This window comes from Pedobacter glucosidilyticus, assembly GCF_002483235.1.
In the GTDB taxonomy this organism is placed as follows: Bacteria; Bacteroidota; Bacteroidia; order Sphingobacteriales; family Sphingobacteriaceae; genus Pseudopedobacter; species Pseudopedobacter glucosidilyticum_B.
The window spans coordinates 19,271-35,810 of the sequence record NZ_DLHN01000039.1; the positions used below are offsets into that span (position 1 = coordinate 19,271).

The 16,540-nt window shown below is 35.7% G+C and carries 19 protein-coding genes; all 19 read right to left on the reverse strand.

Annotation, left to right across the window (positions count from 1 at the left end; genetic code table 11):
- Positions 1 to 6: 6 nt before the first annotated feature.
- The 19 genes from nuoL to B2745_RS16455 all read right to left on the reverse strand — a co-directional run bounded on the left by nuoL (position 7) and on the right by B2745_RS16455 (position 16,293).
- Positions 7 to 1,905, reverse strand: coding sequence for an NADH-quinone oxidoreductase subunit L (gene nuoL / locus B2745_RS16365; RefSeq protein WP_304068903.1), 1,899 nt, complete (start codon positions 1,903 to 1,905; stop codon positions 7 to 9).
- 13 nt (positions 1,906 to 1,918) lie between these two features.
- A complete protein-coding gene (nuoK, locus tag B2745_RS16370; RefSeq protein ID WP_026902752.1) occupies positions 1,919 to 2,248 on the reverse strand; it encodes an NADH-quinone oxidoreductase subunit NuoK in 330 nt (109 codons plus the stop codon).
- A complete protein-coding gene (locus B2745_RS16375; protein WP_304068904.1) occupies positions 2,248 to 2,745 on the reverse strand; it encodes an NADH-quinone oxidoreductase subunit J in 498 nt (165 codons plus the stop codon). Before B2745_RS16375 ends, nuoK begins: the two co-directional genes overlap by 1 nt.
- A 76-nt stretch (positions 2,746 to 2,821) precedes the next feature.
- Positions 2,822 to 3,346 (reverse strand): NuoI/complex I 23 kDa subunit family protein, encoded by a 525-nt coding sequence (locus B2745_RS16380; RefSeq protein ID WP_026902754.1) that lies wholly within the window; start codon positions 3,344 to 3,346, stop codon positions 2,822 to 2,824.
- Between the two features lie 35 nt (positions 3,347 to 3,381).
- On the reverse strand, positions 3,382 to 4,428 hold the full coding sequence (gene nuoH, locus B2745_RS16385) for an NADH-quinone oxidoreductase subunit NuoH (protein ID WP_304068905.1): 1,047 nt from the start codon (positions 4,426 to 4,428) through the stop codon (positions 3,382 to 3,384).
- A complete protein-coding gene (locus B2745_RS16390) occupies positions 4,428 to 5,432 on the reverse strand; it encodes a 2Fe-2S iron-sulfur cluster-binding protein (RefSeq protein WP_304068906.1) in 1,005 nt (334 codons plus the stop codon). Before B2745_RS16390 ends, nuoH begins: the two co-directional genes overlap by 1 nt.
- Positions 5,433 to 5,626: 194 nt before the next feature.
- Positions 5,627 to 6,985: an NADH-quinone oxidoreductase subunit NuoF gene (gene nuoF, locus B2745_RS16395; protein ID WP_304068908.1), complete on the reverse strand. Its 1,359-nt coding sequence runs from the start codon at positions 6,983 to 6,985 to the stop codon at positions 5,627 to 5,629.
- Between the two features lie 149 nt (positions 6,986 to 7,134).
- On the reverse strand, positions 7,135 to 7,647 hold the full coding sequence (locus B2745_RS16400) for an NAD(P)H-dependent oxidoreductase subunit E (RefSeq protein WP_304068910.1): 513 nt from the start codon (positions 7,645 to 7,647) through the stop codon (positions 7,135 to 7,137).
- On the reverse strand, positions 7,640 to 8,875 hold the full coding sequence (locus B2745_RS16405) for an NADH-quinone oxidoreductase subunit D (protein WP_304068912.1): 1,236 nt from the start codon (positions 8,873 to 8,875) through the stop codon (positions 7,640 to 7,642). The genes B2745_RS16400 and B2745_RS16405 overlap by 8 nt, the downstream gene beginning before the upstream one ends.
- 8 nt (positions 8,876 to 8,883) lie before the next feature.
- Positions 8,884 to 9,387, reverse strand: coding sequence for an NADH-quinone oxidoreductase subunit C (locus B2745_RS16410; protein ID WP_026902760.1), 504 nt, complete (start codon positions 9,385 to 9,387; stop codon positions 8,884 to 8,886).
- Entirely contained in the window at positions 9,387 to 9,929 is a 543-nt protein-coding gene (locus B2745_RS16415) for an NADH-quinone oxidoreductase subunit B (RefSeq protein ID WP_026902761.1), read from the reverse strand. Before B2745_RS16415 ends, B2745_RS16410 begins: the two co-directional genes overlap by 1 nt.
- Positions 9,930 to 10,044: 115 nt before the next feature.
- Positions 10,045 to 10,410, reverse strand: a complete 366-nt coding sequence (locus B2745_RS16420; RefSeq protein ID WP_036691593.1) for an NADH-quinone oxidoreductase subunit A — start codon at positions 10,408 to 10,410, stop codon at positions 10,045 to 10,047.
- Between the two features lie 84 nt (positions 10,411 to 10,494).
- Positions 10,495 to 12,183: a tetratricopeptide repeat protein gene (locus B2745_RS16425; RefSeq protein WP_304068914.1), complete on the reverse strand. Its 1,689-nt coding sequence runs from the start codon at positions 12,181 to 12,183 to the stop codon at positions 10,495 to 10,497.
- A 33-nt stretch (positions 12,184 to 12,216) separates the two neighbouring features.
- Positions 12,217 to 13,110: a PstS family phosphate ABC transporter substrate-binding protein gene (locus tag B2745_RS16430; RefSeq protein WP_304068916.1), complete on the reverse strand. Its 894-nt coding sequence runs from the start codon at positions 13,108 to 13,110 to the stop codon at positions 12,217 to 12,219.
- Positions 13,103 to 13,339 (reverse strand): hypothetical protein, encoded by a 237-nt coding sequence (locus B2745_RS16435; RefSeq protein WP_304068918.1) that lies wholly within the window; start codon positions 13,337 to 13,339, stop codon positions 13,103 to 13,105. Before B2745_RS16435 ends, B2745_RS16430 begins: the two co-directional genes overlap by 8 nt.
- Positions 13,339 to 14,160 (reverse strand): energy transducer TonB, encoded by an 822-nt coding sequence (locus B2745_RS16440; protein ID WP_304068920.1) that lies wholly within the window; start codon positions 14,158 to 14,160, stop codon positions 13,339 to 13,341. The genes B2745_RS16435 and B2745_RS16440 overlap by 1 nt, the downstream gene beginning before the upstream one ends.
- A 46-nt stretch (positions 14,161 to 14,206) precedes the next feature.
- Positions 14,207 to 14,761 carry an ExbD/TolR family protein gene (locus B2745_RS16445; RefSeq protein ID WP_304068922.1) on the reverse strand — a complete coding sequence of 185 codons (555 nt, stop codon included), beginning with the start codon at positions 14,759 to 14,761 and terminating at the stop codon, positions 14,207 to 14,209.
- A gap of 15 nt (positions 14,762 to 14,776) precedes the next feature.
- Entirely contained in the window at positions 14,777 to 15,385 is a 609-nt protein-coding gene (locus B2745_RS16450; RefSeq protein WP_304068924.1) for an ExbD/TolR family protein, read from the reverse strand.
- An 80-nt stretch (positions 15,386 to 15,465) separates the two neighbouring features.
- Positions 15,466 to 16,293, reverse strand: a complete 828-nt coding sequence (locus tag B2745_RS16455) for a MotA/TolQ/ExbB proton channel family protein (protein ID WP_026902769.1) — start codon at positions 16,291 to 16,293, stop codon at positions 15,466 to 15,468.
- Between the last annotated feature and the right edge of the window lie 247 nt (positions 16,294 to 16,540).

Consider the following 16,540-nt stretch of genomic DNA (forward strand, 5'->3'; position numbering starts at 1 on the left):
CTAAGCTCAAATAATTATAAAACTGTAAACTAATACGGCAACAATACCTATTACCATTGCAAAAATGTAGAAACCAACATTTCCGGTTTGTAAAAGCCTTAATGTTTTACTTGCCTCTATAGATACTTTACCTAAGCCGTTAACTAAACCATCTATACCAGATTTATCAACCACTTTAAAGAAAAATGCAGATAAAGCGTCTAAAGGTTTTTGTATGATAGCTGTGTAAAGCTCGTCTAAATACAATTTATTGTAAGATAATTTACTGAAACCAGATTGCAGCTCTTCTTCTTTTGGTACATATCCTTTGCTTACATATTTAACATAAGCAATGATGATAGAAATGATAACCCCACCTACAGAAATTCCCATCAACATATATTCTGTTGCGTGGTCTAAACTTAATGCTGGTAAAATATTGTTAGTAGCCGCTAGAACTGGACTTAAGTATTCGTTTAACCAATGATGACCCCCTAAAGCATGTGGCACACCCATAAAACCACCAACTATTGATAAAATAGCTAATACAATTAATGGGAATGTCATCGAAACTGGCGACTCATGTAAATGATGCTTTTGATCTTCTGTCCCACGGAAATTACCCCAGAAAGTTAAAAACATCATCCTGAACATATAAGCTGCTGTTAAGAAAGCACCAAATAAACCTATTATCCATAGTAATTTATTGTGCTCATATACATGTGCTAAAATCTCATCCTTAGAAAAGAAACCGGCAAATGGTGGTAAACCAGCAATAGCAATAGTACCTATTAACATGGTTAAGAAAGTAATTGGAAGCTTTTTACGCAAACCACCCATATTACGCATATCTTGCTCGTTACTCATAGCATGGATGACTGAACCAGCGCCTAAGAATAATAAGGCCTTGAAAAAAGCATGTGTTAATACATGGAAAAATGCACCTGTAAAAGCACCAACACCTAAGCCTAAGAACATATAACCCAACTGTGAAACGGTTGAGTATGCCAATACTTTTTTAATATCGGTTTGTGTTAACGCAATAAACGCTGCTACTACAGCGGTTAGTAAACCTATAACTGCAATGATATCTAAAGTTACTGGAGATAAAGCAAATAAAATATTAGATCTTGCTATCATGTAAATACCTGCTGTAACCATGGTTGCAGCATGTATTAAAGCAGAAACCGGAGTTGGACCAGCCATCGCATCTGGTAACCAGGTAAATAATGGTAATTGTGCTGATTTACCAGTTGCTCCTATAAATAGTAATATGGTAATTAAAACTAAGGTAGCATCACCAGATACCATTCCTGCTGCTTTAGGGAAAATTTCTGTAAAGCTTACACTTCCAAATGTGGTGATGATTAAGAATACGCCTAATAGGAATCCCAAATCACCAATACGGTTCATGATAAAGGCTTTCTTAGCTGCATCAGCGTAAGCGCCATTAGAATACCAGAAACCTATTAATAGGTAAGAACATAAACCTACACCTTCCCAGCCAATAAACATGATGACATAGTTTGAACCCATGACTAACAATAGCATGAAGAATACAAACAGGTTTAAGTAAGCGAAGAACTTACCAAAACCAGCATCATGGCTCATATAACCTGCCGAGTAAATATGTATCAGAGAACCTATTCCAGTAATAATCAGCAACATCATGATGCTTAATTGATCTATCTGAAAAGCGAAAGGTATGCTTAATGAACCAACGTTTATCCAATCAAAAAGATGAATAACTTGTGGTTGCGCTGCATCAAAAGTTAAAAATATGCTTAAACTAATAGCAAAAGAGCCTATTACTGCTAAACTGGCAATAGTACCAATTAAAGGCTTAGGTAAAACGTTTCTACCCAGTCCGTTTATTAAGAAACCTATAAAAGGCAACAAAGGAATTAACCAAACTAAATCTATCATCCTTATTATATAATTACCACTTTAACCTATTAAGAATATTAATATCTATAGAGCTGGTATTGCGATATACCATTACTATAATTGCCAAGCCTACCGCAACTTCTGCAGCAGCTAGGGCCATAATAAAGAAAACGAATACTTGCCCTGATGCATCGCCACTGTATGATGAAAATGCTGCCAATAATAAGTTTACGGCATTTAGCATTAGTTCTACCGACATGAAGATGATAATCGCATTTCTTCTAACCAATACACCTATCACACCTATGGTGAAGATAATGGCACTTAATAAAATATAATGATTAAGTGGAACTGCCTGAATGGTTGAGGTTATATTTTCCATTATGCGGTTTTATTTTCTTTTTTAGCTAACAATACAGCCCCTACCATTGCAGCTAACAATAATATAGAGCTTAACTCGAACGGAAGTAAGAAATCACTGAATAACACTTTACCTAAATTTTCTACTAAACCAATGCCGGTATTATCCATTGCCGTAGTACTTGCTGTTGATAAAGTTTTCATTGAACCTATCAAAGTTACCAGTAAGCAGCCCCCGGCAATAGCACCAACCACCTTCAATAAGGTAGACTTCATGGGCTCTGTATCCGTATTTAAATTCATCAACATTAAAACAAAAAGGAATAATACCATAATTGCTCCCATGTAAACAATGAAATTCACCACTGCTAAAAATTGGGCATTTAAAATAATGTAGTGAATGGTAAAAGTGAAGAAAGTTGCTATCAAATACAAAACACTATGAACAGGATTTTTTGTAAAAATCACGAGCAGAGCGAAGATTATGGACAGAAACGCAACAACGTAAAATAAACTCATTTGTTTATGATTGTAATTTGCCTTTAAAATGGGGCAAAGGTAAAATTTTTGATTTAATTATATCATTAAATAACCCTTATCTAGACATCGCTTTTTCAGCTTCAATCTCTTTAAGTGGTTTTTCTACTAATTTATCTTTACCGTATATAAAATCTTTACGTAAATAATCAGAAGGCACAATTGGACCATCTAGATATATAGCTTCTTTAGGACAGGCTTCTTCACATAAGCCGCAGAAAATACAACGTAGCATGTTAATTTCATAAACTGCTGCATATTTTTCTTCTCTGTAAAGATGTTCCTCACCTTTAGCCCTTTCGGCAGAAATCATGGTAATAGCTTCTGCAGGGCAAGACAAAGCACATAAACCACATGCCGTACAACGCTCTCTGCCGTGTTCATCTCTTTTTAAAGAGTGCATACCTCTCCAGTTCTCAGAAAACTCTCTTTGTTGTTCTGGATAGTGTATGGTTTCTTTTTTCTTGAACATATGACTAAAAGTAATAGCCATACCTTTGAAAATTGCTGGAAGGTACATACGCTCCCAAAAATTCATCGGCTTTTGTTCTAGTACTTTTTTTCTACCACTTAATGATTCCATGAATCCTCCTTTAATCCCTAAAAGGGTATTAAATTTTATAGTTTATTAAATAAATCAAATCCTACAATTACAATTGCTGTTATTACAATATTGGCAATAGCAAGCGGAATTAATACTTTCCACCCTAAATCCATTAACTGATCGTAACGGAAGCGTGGTACTGTCCAGCGCACCCACATGAAAAAGAAAATGAAAGCTATAATCTTGAAGAACATAACGCCAACACCAATCAAAGGACCCCAAGTTGGGCCTAAAGCTTGGTTTACAGCATCCATACCTGGATAATTATAACCGCCAAAATACAGCACTGCCATCACTACAGAAGACACAAACATATTGATGTATTCTGCAAACATGTAAGCACCCATTTTAAAGGCCGAATATTCTGTTTGATATCCTCCAATCAATTCGGTTTCACACTCTGGCAAATCAAACGGTACACGGTTAGTTTCTGCAAAAGCACAAATCAGGAAGATTAAAAACCCGAGAGGCTGATAAAGAACATTCCAATGCCAGCCGTGTTGCTGTGCAGCAATTTCTTTAAATGAAAGTGTATTGGTTACCATTAAAAGTGCAATGATAGAAAGCCCCATTGCAATCTCATAGCTAATATTTTGTGATGCACCACGTATAGCACCCATTAAAGAGTACTTGTTGTTTGATGCCCATCCACCAATCATGATACCGTAAACACCTAAAGAAACAACTCCAAAAATGTATAAAATACCAACATTAATATCGGTTACTTGTAAAGGAACAACTCTTCCAAATATTTCAATATTTTGCCCAAAAGGAATAACCGCTGTACCTAAAAAAGACACTAAAAGTGCTAAAGATGGTCCTGCAATAAATAGATATTTATTTGCCCCGCTAGGGATAATCTCTTCTTTAAAGAACATCTTTCCACCATCAGCCAAAGGTTGTAATAAACCAAAGGGACCGGCTCTGTTTGGCCCTACTCTATCTTGTAACCAGGCAGCAACTTTACGCTCTGCCCAAGTAGAATAAGCCGCAATAGTTAGCGTTAGTACAAACAATACTAAAACCAAAGCTGTCTTTTCTATTAAAAATTCTAGTTCCATTAAAATTTAGTTGCTCTTTCGAATTGTTCTTTATTTGCTTCCATCAACTCCGGATTTTTCTTAATTACCGGTAAAGGTTGTAGCGTATCGTAATGGTTTGCGTTAATAACCGATTGTCTTGATACCTGTCTTGGTCCTTCAATTACCCAATCGTTTGTGCTTTTCTTATCAAAACGGCAAGTATTGCAAATAAAATCTTCTACTTCACCATACACATCTTTTCTTGCAGTTACTCTTAATACCTCTTCTCCTTTATACCACAAAGTAACTTTTCCAGAACAAGTAGGGCAATCTCTGTGTGCTTCTACAGGCTTGGTAAACCAAACTCTGTTTTTAAAACGGAAAGTTTTATCAGTTAAGGCACCAACTGGGCAAACATCAATCACGTTACCAGAGAAATCATTATCAATAGCTTTCTCTATGTAAGTAGAAATCTCTGCATGGTCTCCTCTACCTAAAACTCCATGAACACGATTATTGGTAATTTGATCTGCAGTAAACACACAACGGTAGCATAAAATACAACGGTTCATGTGTAATTGAATCTTATCGCCGATATCTACACGGTCAAAAGTTCTTCTATCAAACTCGTAACGTGTTGTAGCCGCACCATGCTCATAACTTAAATCTTGTAGATGGCATTCTCCCGCTTGATCGCAAATTGGACAATCTAGAGGGTGGTTAATCAATAGCATTTCTACCACACCTTTTCTGGCTTCAATTACTTCTGGCGAAGTAATATTCTGCACCTCCATACCATCCATCACAGTGGTTCTGCAACTTGCTACCAGCTTAGGCATAGGTCTAGGGTCTTTTTCTGATCCTTTACTCACCTTAACTAAACAAGTACGACACTTACCACCGCTACCTTCTAATTTAGAATAATAGCACATTGCCGGAGGCACAATATCTCCACCTATTTGCCTTGCAGCATTTAGAATAGAGGTTCCTGGCTCTACTTCAACGGGAATTCCGTCTATCGTAACTTTAATTTTATCAGACAATTTTAAAAATTTAAAATGTTCAATTAAATCTATTTTTCTTCTTGGGCGTATCCCTTAAAGGGTCGGGCTTTCCGCTGTATCTTTTTTGTCTTATCCTTCGACTCCGCTCAGGATGACAAAAAAGGATGCCGCTTCAATCCCTTACGCAAACCTATCTATTTAAAAAAAACGATGCCTAAAAGTTTAATCGTTTCTTAAACCTCTTCTGCAATCTTTAAAGGATCAGCGTAATGCGCTAACCCGTAGTTTCTTTCTAAAGCTAGTTTTGGCTCCTTAACATGCCATTCAAACTCATCCCTAAAATGACGAATAGCGCTAGCTACTGGCCAAGCTGCCGCATCACCTAACGGACAAATGGTATTTCCCTCTATCTTTTTAGATACATCTACTAAAAGGTCAATATCACTCATTTTACCATGACCATATTCTATACGGTGTAGAACTTTTTCCATCCAACCTGTACCTTCACGACAAGGGGAGCACTGTCCGCAAGACTCGTGGTGGTAGAAGCGACTAAAGTTCCAAGTATTTCTAACAATACATTGGTCTTCATCTAAAACCACGAAACCACCAGAACCTAACATTGTTCCTGTAGCAAAGCCTCCTTCTGATAAAGATTCGTAAGACATTAAGCGTTTATCGCCATTAGCTAAATTTAAGATCAGGTTAGCAGGTAAAATAGGCACTGATGACCCACCAGCAACAACTGCTTTTAATCGCTTACCGTTAGCTATACCTCCGCAATACTCATCAGAATAAATAAAATCTTCTACAGATAAGCCTAACTCTATTTCATAAACACCTGGCTGATTAATATTGCCCGATGCAGAAATTAATTTGGTACCGGTTGATCTGCCAATACCAATTTTAGCATATTCTTCGCCACCTTCATTCACAATAGGCACTGTAGCCGCAATAGATTCAACATTGTTTACCACTGTTGGGCAACCATATAAACCTGCAATTGCCGGAAAAGGAGGTTTAATTCTAGGATTTCCTCTTTTACCTTCTAAAGATTCTAAAAGCGCAGTTTCTTCACCACAAATATAAGCACCACCACCTGGTTGTACGTAAATCTCTAAATCGTATCCAGAACCTAGAATATTTTTACCCAAATAACCCGCTGCTTTTGCTTCAGCGATAGCTTTTTCTAAAATTCTTATTTGTGGCATCATTTCACCACGCACATAGATATAACTGGTATTTGCACCTAAAGCATAGCTACCAATTATCATCCCCTCAATTAAAGCATGAGGGATATGAGTCATCAAATACCTATCCTTAAAAGTTCCAGGTTCTGATTCATCAGCATTACAAACTAAATAACGAGGCACACCTTCTGGCTTAGCCAAAAAGCTCCACTTCATACCGGTAGGGAAACCTGCTCCGCCACGTCCACGTAATCCCGATTTTTTAACCTCTTCAACTACATCATCAGAAGACATCGTTTTTAAGGCTTTTTCTACCGCTCTGTATCCACCTTTCTCTTTATAAACCTGAAAAGTGTTGATACCAGGTACGTTAATATGCTCAAGTAATAGTTTACGACCCATCTTTTTCTAGCTATGAGATGTGAGTATTGAGTATTGAAAATTTAAAATTCCAACAACTTAATCGCACATCATTTTGAACCTTATATTATCTGTGATTATGAAACTTAAACGACCATGAAGGTCTAAAATCTCATATCTCAATACTCTCTCTATTTATTTTTTAAACCCTCTATTAATTGATCAACAGATTCTGGAGTTAAATTCTCATAGAATGTATACTCTGGACCTATTTGTAAAACCGGAGCGTAACCGCAAGCAGCTAAACACTCTACACCGCGATAACTAAATAAACCATCAGCTGTAACTTCTCCTTCTTTTATGCCAAGCTTTTCACCTATGTAATCCATTATTTTCTCTGCGCCAACTAAACAACATGGTCCAGTACGGCAAACCTCTAACACGTATTTACCTTGAGGCTTTAGGAAAAACATGGTGTAGAAAGTAGCTACCTCATAAACTTCAATAGGTTGTATGTTTAGGTATTCTGCTACTTTATCCATGGCGGCTGAACTTAACCAACCATAAACCGCTTGTACTTCATGTAGAATAGGTAGTAAAGCAGATTTACTTCTTCCTTCTGGATAACGGCTAACAATTTCATCAAACTTTGAAATTAATGCTGATGAAAATTCTACCGATTGTACTTCTTCAACTCTAAGCATCTAACTCTCCCGCTATAATGTTTAAACTAGACATGTTAATAATCGCATCAGACAGTAGCATACCACCACTCATAGGTGCATACATTTGGTAATTTATAAAACTTGGTCTACGGAAGTGTAAACGGTAAGGAGTTCTTCCTCCATCATTTACTAAATAAAAACCAAGCTCGCCATTACCACCTTCTACAGCATGATAAACTTCTGTTTTTGGAGTTTCTACCTCACCCATCACAATTTTAAAGTGATAAATTAAAGCCTCCATATTATTGTAAACCTGCTCTTTTGGTGGCAGGTAAAATTCTGGAACATCAGCATGGAAAACGCCTTTTGGCTCTTTCTCTATTTTCTCTAATGCTTGCTCTATAATTCTTAGGGATTGCCACATTTCTTCATTTCTTAGAATGAATCTGTCATAAACATCTCCTGTGGTACCTACTGGAATTTCAAAATCAAAATCTTCATAAGAAGCATAAGGTTCGTTTACACGAACATCATAATCAACACCTGTGGCTCTTAAAATTGGACCGCTCCAACTGTAGCCCATTGCTACTTCTGGGCTAACTGCACCAACACCCGATGTTCTTTCTATAAATATTCTGTTGCGGTTAAACAACGCTTCAAATTCTTTTAGAATTGGAGGGAAGTTTTTAATAAACTTCTTGATTTTTTGGAAGGTAATCTCATTAAAATCACGTTCAAAACCGCCTATTCTTCCAATATTGGTAGTTAAACGGGCTCCGCATACTTCCTCAAAAATCTCGTAAATATGCTCACGCTCTTCCATTAAGTATAAGAAACCAGAGAAAGCACCTGTATCTACACCCAAAATACCGTTACATATTAAATGGTCTGCAATACGGCTAAGCTCCATTACAATAACCCTCATGTAGTCTACTCTTTTAGGGGTTTTAATATCTAAAAGCTTTTCAACTGTCATGTGCCATCCCATATTATTAATGGGAGATGAACAATAGTTTAATCTATCGGTAAGGGTGGTGATTTGATAAAAAGGGCGGTGCTCTGCAATTTTTTCAAAAGCCCTATGGATATAACCTATGGTAGAAACGCCACTTACAATACGTTCGCCATCCATCTGCAACACGTTCTGGAAAACACCGTGTGTTGCAGGGTGTGTTGGCCCTAGATTAAGCGTTGTTAACTCACCTTGTGGGTCGTTATCTGTATATACCGGACGGTTCGGAGTTATTTCTGTAATAAAATTGCTCATGATTTAGCTTATCGTCCAAAAAAATAATCTTTCTTATCTACCCTGTTAGGGTCTTCCAAAGGATACTCTCTTCTCATTGGAAATACCGTCATATCATCAACATTTAAGATTCTTCTTAAATCTGGATGACCGGTAAACTGGATTCCAAAAAAGTCAAAAGTTTCACGTTCCATCCAATTAGCTCCATCCCATAACAAAGTTGCGGTAGGAATTGTTGGGTCTGAAACAGGAAGAAATACTTTTATCCTAATTCTTACATTGTTGTAAAAGCTATGTAAATGATAAATCACACCTAAAGCATTTTCCTTTTCGGGATAATGAATAGCCGTAATATCAGTTAAGTAATTAAATTTCAGTTCTTCATCATTTTTTAAAAATGCTAAAAGGTCTGAAATTACTGTTCTTGTAGCTTCAAAAGTTAATAAACCATAAGGCTCTGATATGGCAGAGATTTGCTCGCCATACTTAGCTGTTAGTTTTTCTATTAAATGCTGATTTGAAATCTTGCCCATTACTGGATTCCGTATTTAGCTAATAATTGTGCGTACTCAGGAGAATTTCTTCTTCTTAAAGATTCATTTTTAACCAACTCCTGTATTTTATTGAAACCATCAATGATAGCTTCTGGTCTTGGCGGACAGCCAGGTACATAAACGTCTACTGGTATAATTTCATCAATACCTTGTAAAACAGAATAAGTATCAAAAATACCACCACTAGATGCGCAAGCACCAACAGATATTACCCAACGCGGCTCTGCCATTTGTATATAAACCTGCTTTAAAACAGGAGCCATTTTTTTTGCTATGGTACCCATGACCATTAATAAATCTGCTTGACGAGGAGAAAAAGAAGGTCTTTCTGATCCAAATCTTGAAAAATCATAATGAGAGCCCATGGTTGCCATAAACTCGATTCCGCAACAAGAGGTAGCAAAAGGCAGAGGCCACAACGAGTGAGAACGAGCCAGACCAATTACTTTATCCAGTGAAGTAGCAAAGAATCCTGATCCTTCTACTCCTGCAGGTGCTTCAACAATATTAATTTCACTCATAACTGTATCCCTTTTCTTAGAAAACTAAAAAGGCTCACTGATGTTTCAGTAAGCCGCAAATTTATTAAGATTTAAACTAAACGAAGCTGATTATGCTTATTTAGAATAATTCTACTTAATCCCACTCTAGGGCTTTCTTTTTAATCACATAAATGAAGCCTAAAAGTAATGTTCCCATGAAAATAAACATTTCAATTAGTCCGTTAAGACCAAATTCTCTAAAGTTTACTGCCCATGGATACATAAAAATAACCTCAACATCAAAAAGTACAAATAATATAGCTACTACAAAGTATTTAATAGAAAAAGGCTGACGAGCATTACCTATTACTTCAATACCAGATTCAAATGCTGTTAATTTAACATCAGTAGTTTTACGCTTAGGACCAATCAGGTGTGTAATTCCCATGGTTAAAGCCACAAAACCTAGCGCAACCAAAAGTTGCATAATGATAGGAAGATAATCTACAGGAGCACTCATAATTCTTTATTTTGGCGCAAATATAATGATTAATACAAATTGAAAAAGGGATAGTTTTAAGCTACCCCTTTTTATTTTTTACAATTAAGATTTTAAAGCTTTTAAGGCATCCTGAATTTTTGCATTTCCTGGATCTATGGCCAGTGCTTTATCAAAATATTCTTTGGCTTTGGCTTTATCTTTAGTAATATAATAGCCACCGTTATAAGAGTAAGCTTCTACTAAATTTGTTTTATCTCTTTCTGTTAAAGCCACAGGCGGTGTTGCGGTTTGCTTAGCTAAAGTAAGTTCTATAAACTTATCATAAGCTGCCACCCCTTTTTGTGCTGCGTCTGTTGGGTCTAAATAATACTCAACTCTAGCTAAATACAAGTAAGCATCAGCATTTTTAGCTTTCTCTGCCACATAAGTAAAAGCGCTATCTGCAACTAATAAAGTCTTTTTAATTTGTGCAGTATCTTGGGGTTGTTTATTAGCTAATTCTATAGCATAATAGAAGTAGTTAGAGTATCCTAAATAAAACCAATCTGTAAAAGAAGCATTTGGAAGCTTAGAAATTTTCTCATAAAACTCTGCTGCTTTACCATATTTTTTGGCAACAAAATATGCTTTTGCAATGATACCTAAAACCTCTGTATTGGTAGTGTCTAATTCGTAAGCTTTTAAATAACTATTTATAGCTAATGAATCTTGTTTTTTATTCTGATAAGCTCTACCTAAGAAAACAAAATCCGTGGCAATTAATCTACTTTTATCAACAGAGTTTTGAAATTTAGAAAGCGTTTCGATAGCTAAATCACTATTACCATTTTCTGAGGCAGCGTAACCTAAGAATCTTTCTGCTAATTTATACTCAGGATTACTACCATTTTCGCTAATAAAACTTTTTGCTTCTTTTTCTAAAGTAGCCCAATCTGTTGCATTAAGCAAAAATATCAAATATCTATATCTTGAATCTGCTGAGCGATCTGTTAAATCAAGATATTTAGAATACATATCTTTTGCTTTGGGTAAAAGCTCTGGTCTTTTAGCTGGATATTGAGAAGCCCAACGGTAATAGTTTTCTGCTAAAGCTCTATAAGCAGGACCAAAATTTGGGTCTTTCTGGATAACGCTGTTTAAAGTAGTTTCTGCCAGTTCAAAGTTATAAGCCTGAGTCCAAATTTCACCTACATTAACATCAACAATTAACAAATCGGCCTGATAGCCTTTTGCTGCTCTATAAGCATCTGCGGCTTCGCTATTTTTCTTTTGTGCTTTGTAGGCATTAGCCATAGCGATATGTAACTCGGGGTCTTTCTCGCCATTTTCTTTGGCTTTGTTGAACCACTCAAAAGCTTTATCTAAATCTTGTGAGCCTTCATAAGTATAAGCCTTGCCAATATAAATAAACTCTTTGTAGTCCTTCTTTTTCATATCGGCAGTAGCTTTAGTAAAATTTGCTTGTGCAGACGATACATTTTTAGCAAAAAGATCTGTAGCTCCTAAACCTATGTAATTTAAGGAGTACTTTGGATTGGCTGTAATACCTTTATTGAAGATGATTTTTGCAGAGTCAGGATTATTCAATTGCAAGTACAAATCTCCGAAATAATAATAATTTTCGGCATTTGTAGGCTGTGTAGTAATTAGATTATTAAAAATTGATTTTGCTTTTTGAAACTGCTCTGCAGTAACCGCCTTGCGGGCATCTTCTAAACTCTGAGCCATAGTTACCGTTCCCCACGTTAACAAACCTATGACTCCGATCGCAACTCTCTTATTCATATTCATGATCTTCGTTTTTAAATATATGGTTCCTATTTTCTAATTATAAACATTTATTTGTCTAGATGGCAAAGAATCTGGTGCTAAACCAGCTTTTAAAATAATCCTTTGACCTATATCGCTAGCTAAAAAAGCAGCAAAACCTGTACCTAAACCTGCTTTACCCTGGCAATCTATTAAATACAAATCTCTTACCAAAGGATAAGAACCTGTTTTTAAATTACTTTGTGTAGGTAATTGATACTCGCCCTTACTATTTTTAACCGCCATAAATTTAATTTTTTCTAAACCCGATACCAAATCTGGTGTTGGTCTTTTTATCCAACTTACACTTAAAACGCCTATAGCATTAGGATTATTTTTAATATACTGAATAACTTCTTTGCTAGATTTTAGTGCATACACATGATGATCTGGTAATTTATTTATTTTAGCCAGCTCCATGAGGTATTCTACTGTACTAGACTTAGGATTATCAAATACTAAATCAGTATTTTTATTAGATTTTCCTGACAAAATGGCTTTAATTTCCTCTAAGGTAATTAAGCTATCTATATTGCTTTTACCCGTGATAATAGCAATACCATCAGTAGCAAATTTAGTTGCTCTAACTTTAATTTTTTTTTCCTCAAAATACTTAGCTTCGTTTGCTTTAAGTTCTCTTGGAAGAACCGCAATAGCTATACTATCATTAACAAATAAATCTAAAACCTCTTTTAAAGGTTTATACACCATTTTAATTTGAGCTCTTTTATATTGATTAGAGAATATTTGATGCTCATCATCTATAATGGTGAAAAGAGATTCATCTGCTAATATCTGTGCTGTACCAAAAGTATAATTTTCTTCGCCTTGAGATTCTGGCGTTCTTTGTTGGCAACTTATCGTAAAAAATAATAAGAGAAGCACTAAAACTTTACATAAACTATTCATATTGCTGTTGCTTAATCAATCTTACAAATCTGAAAAAAGAATAAACAATTAAGAGTACTGCAAAAGCTATCTTCCAAACCTTATCAACCCCTATCAATAAAGGAAAATTTTCCCAAAAAATAATCATTAAGCCTAAAGCGAAATATACGCCAAACATGGTTAGGCCTAAAATGAACAGAAATCGCTTTGTGGGCGATTTCTGTCTATCTCTAAATTTTTGATATTCCATTATTCACTCAATTGGAACATGATAGGGATGGTAAATGATACACGTACCGGACGTCCGTTTTGAATTCCCGGTTCCCATTTAGGAGTTTTCTTTAATACTCTGATAGCTTCTTCACTTAAACCACCCTCTAAACCTCTTAAAACTTTTATATCTGTTAAAGAACCATCTTTTTCCACAACGAAGTTTACAATTACTCTTCCTTGTATGTTGTTCTCACGAGCAACCGCCGGATACATTAAGTTCTTTCTTAAGAAGTTTCCGAATGCAGCCTCACCACCTGGAAACCTAGGAAGCTGCTCTACATTGGTAAAGATTTCATTGCTATCCTCAGTTACTTTTTGGTTAACTGGACCGTCACCGAAAGTTGGGTTCTCAATTTGAATATCAGCATCTGGATTACCTTTTAAGGTTTTTTGCCCTGGATCTGCTTTTTCCAAATCTTTAATGGTTGGTGGCTCTTCCTCTACTACCTGTTCATCTGGTTTTACAACAGGAGGCGGGAACCTTACCTGATCCACTTTAGGTGGTGGTGGCTCTACCGGAGGTGGCGGAGGAGGTGCTTTTTTATCAATTGGCGGAGGAGTAGCTAATACTACTTCTGTTTGTTGGAATACTTTATCTTCTTCCTCTTCACCACCACTTAATAATTTGATGATGATTGGAGAAGAAATAGCAAGGATAAAAAACAATCCCCCTATGATCACAGCTTTGTTGGTATTTTTAGCATTTTCTTTACGAAGCTGGTAAGCACCGTATTCTTTGTTTCTACCTTCAAAAACTATGTCTATCCAATTCTGATTTAGGATGTCCAGTTTAGACATAATGTTTTCCTTTTTTAATTAATAACGTGTTAATTACGATGATATTTTAGTCTTTTAAAGCACCTTGTTCTTTCATCAAATTCAACTCTTCAGGTTCTATCTTATTTACGATACCATAAGAAGGAACGCCTGCGATTTTGATTTCATCTAACAAATCAACAAAATTCTTATAATTAGACTTATCTGTAGGTTTTAAAATCACCATCAATCCTTTTTTAGGATCTCCAGTTTGCGCTAAAACCTTTTTGTTGTTATCGATAAAAGCTTGACGAATTCCGCTTTTCCCAAAGTTATCCACTGTAGGTGCAGTAGAACCCATAACGCCCATATACCAAACAATTTTATTGTCTGATCCTAAAAGAACGGTCATGGTTCTAGAAGCTTTTACAGGCAATTCATCCTGCTGTTTATCATCCTTATCCGGCATGAACATATCCATTGCCTGTGGTTTAGCAAGGGTAGTGGTTAACATGAAGAAGGTTATCAATAAGAAGGCCAAATCCACCATCGCAGTTAAATCTACTCTGGTTGACATCTTTTTACTTCTTACTTTTTTCCCTTTCTTACCGCCACCCCCGCCGGAGGTATCTAATTCTGCCATTGCTGTAAGTTTTTACTAGTTAAGTCCTTCTAAAGTGGTTACTAAACTAAATTTATTAATGTTTTGTTCTTGTAGTATGTCTACTACTTTCCTTATCGTAGGATATTCTTCATTAGAGTCTCCTTTGATAGTGAATCTTAATTCTTGACCATGAAGCTCTTTTGTAGCGTATCTGGCTTGTAAAATCCACTGGTGTAACTCATTGTTTGTAGAATCCATAGGAATTCCTGGCTGATTTAAATTGTTACGCTCGGCACCATTTAAAGCAATAAATTGTTTTAAATTGGCCATAGGTACACCAAAAGACTCCACAAGCGCAAATCGCTTTTTCTCTTCGTCGGTGAAAGTAACCTTATATTCTTCAGCCATTCTCTCTAAAGCTCTCATCCTTACATCTTGGCCAACAACTCCAAAAAACACTTTTCCTTGTCCTACAGTTAGCATAGAAATATCGCTATCTGGCAACTTAATAGTTACGGTAGAAGAAGGGGTGTCTACCGGAAGTGGTTCCGGCTGTCTAGCTGTTGCCGTCAATATAAAGAAAGTAAGCAATAGGAACGCCACATCACACATGGCGGTCATATCTATTGCGGTACTCTTTCTTTTAATTTTTACTTTTGGCATCTTCTTAAATTTTAATAATTAGTGTTTTACTTTATTAATACCATTGCTTTTAAGTTTTAAAAGCGTGTATCACTAATTTATTATTTATGAGTTGCAGCGTAAGTTTGTACAATTGAGAATCCTGCTTCGTCAATTGAATAAGTTAAGCTATCAATTTTAGAAGTAAAGAAGTTGTAAGAAATAATAGCTAAAGTAGAAGTACCAATACCTGTAGCTGTATTAATTAACGCCTCAGAGATACCGTTTGCTAAAGCTGCTTGATCCGGAGCACCAGAAGTTGCCAACGCACCGAAAGCTTTAATCATACCTACAACTGTTCCTAACAAACCAGCAAGTGTACCAATTGATACCAATGTTGCAATTACAGTTAAGTTTTGCTCTAACATTGGCATTTCTAATGAAGTAGCTTCTTCAATATCTTTTTGGATAGCTAAACATTTTTGTTCTGTATCCATAGAAGAATCCATTTCTACTTCTTTGTATTTTAAAAGACCTGATTTAATTACCGCTGCAACAGATCCTTTTTGTTTGTCGCACTCAGAAATTGCACTTTCTACATTGTTAGAAGATAAAAACTGTTGTACTTTTTTAACGAAAGCATCAACGTTACCATTTCCTGCTGCTTTGCTGATTACAAAGAAACGTTCGATAGAAAATACGATTACCATTAAAAACATACCCATTAGGAAAGGTACGATAATTCCACCTTTATAAACCATACCGAAATAGTTTCCTGGAAGTGGGTGGTTAGCCGGGTCTCCACCTTCAAAGTTTGCTGGATTTCCCATAACAAATAAATAAAGTCCCCATGCAATAGCTATACAAATAACGATAGCTAATCCTGCGAAAATACTTGAACCGCCTGATTTCTCTTTCTTAGCTGTACTTGGTTTTGGTGCGTTTGCCATTTTTGTTTTAATTTTTAGTTTTTGAATTAATTTTTATGTGTGTTACTTGGTTTTATTTTGTATAGATGAATAACAAATTTATCATTTATCCTTTAATATCAAATCTTTTGCCACATCATTTACGATTAAAATTTTGTTAACCTTCTTCAGCAGATTCTGGATTTCTATTAACGCAATTTTAAAAAAAAATTGTCCTCATGAGGACAATACAAATGCAATTAAAACTATTTTTATTTAAAAATGCAAA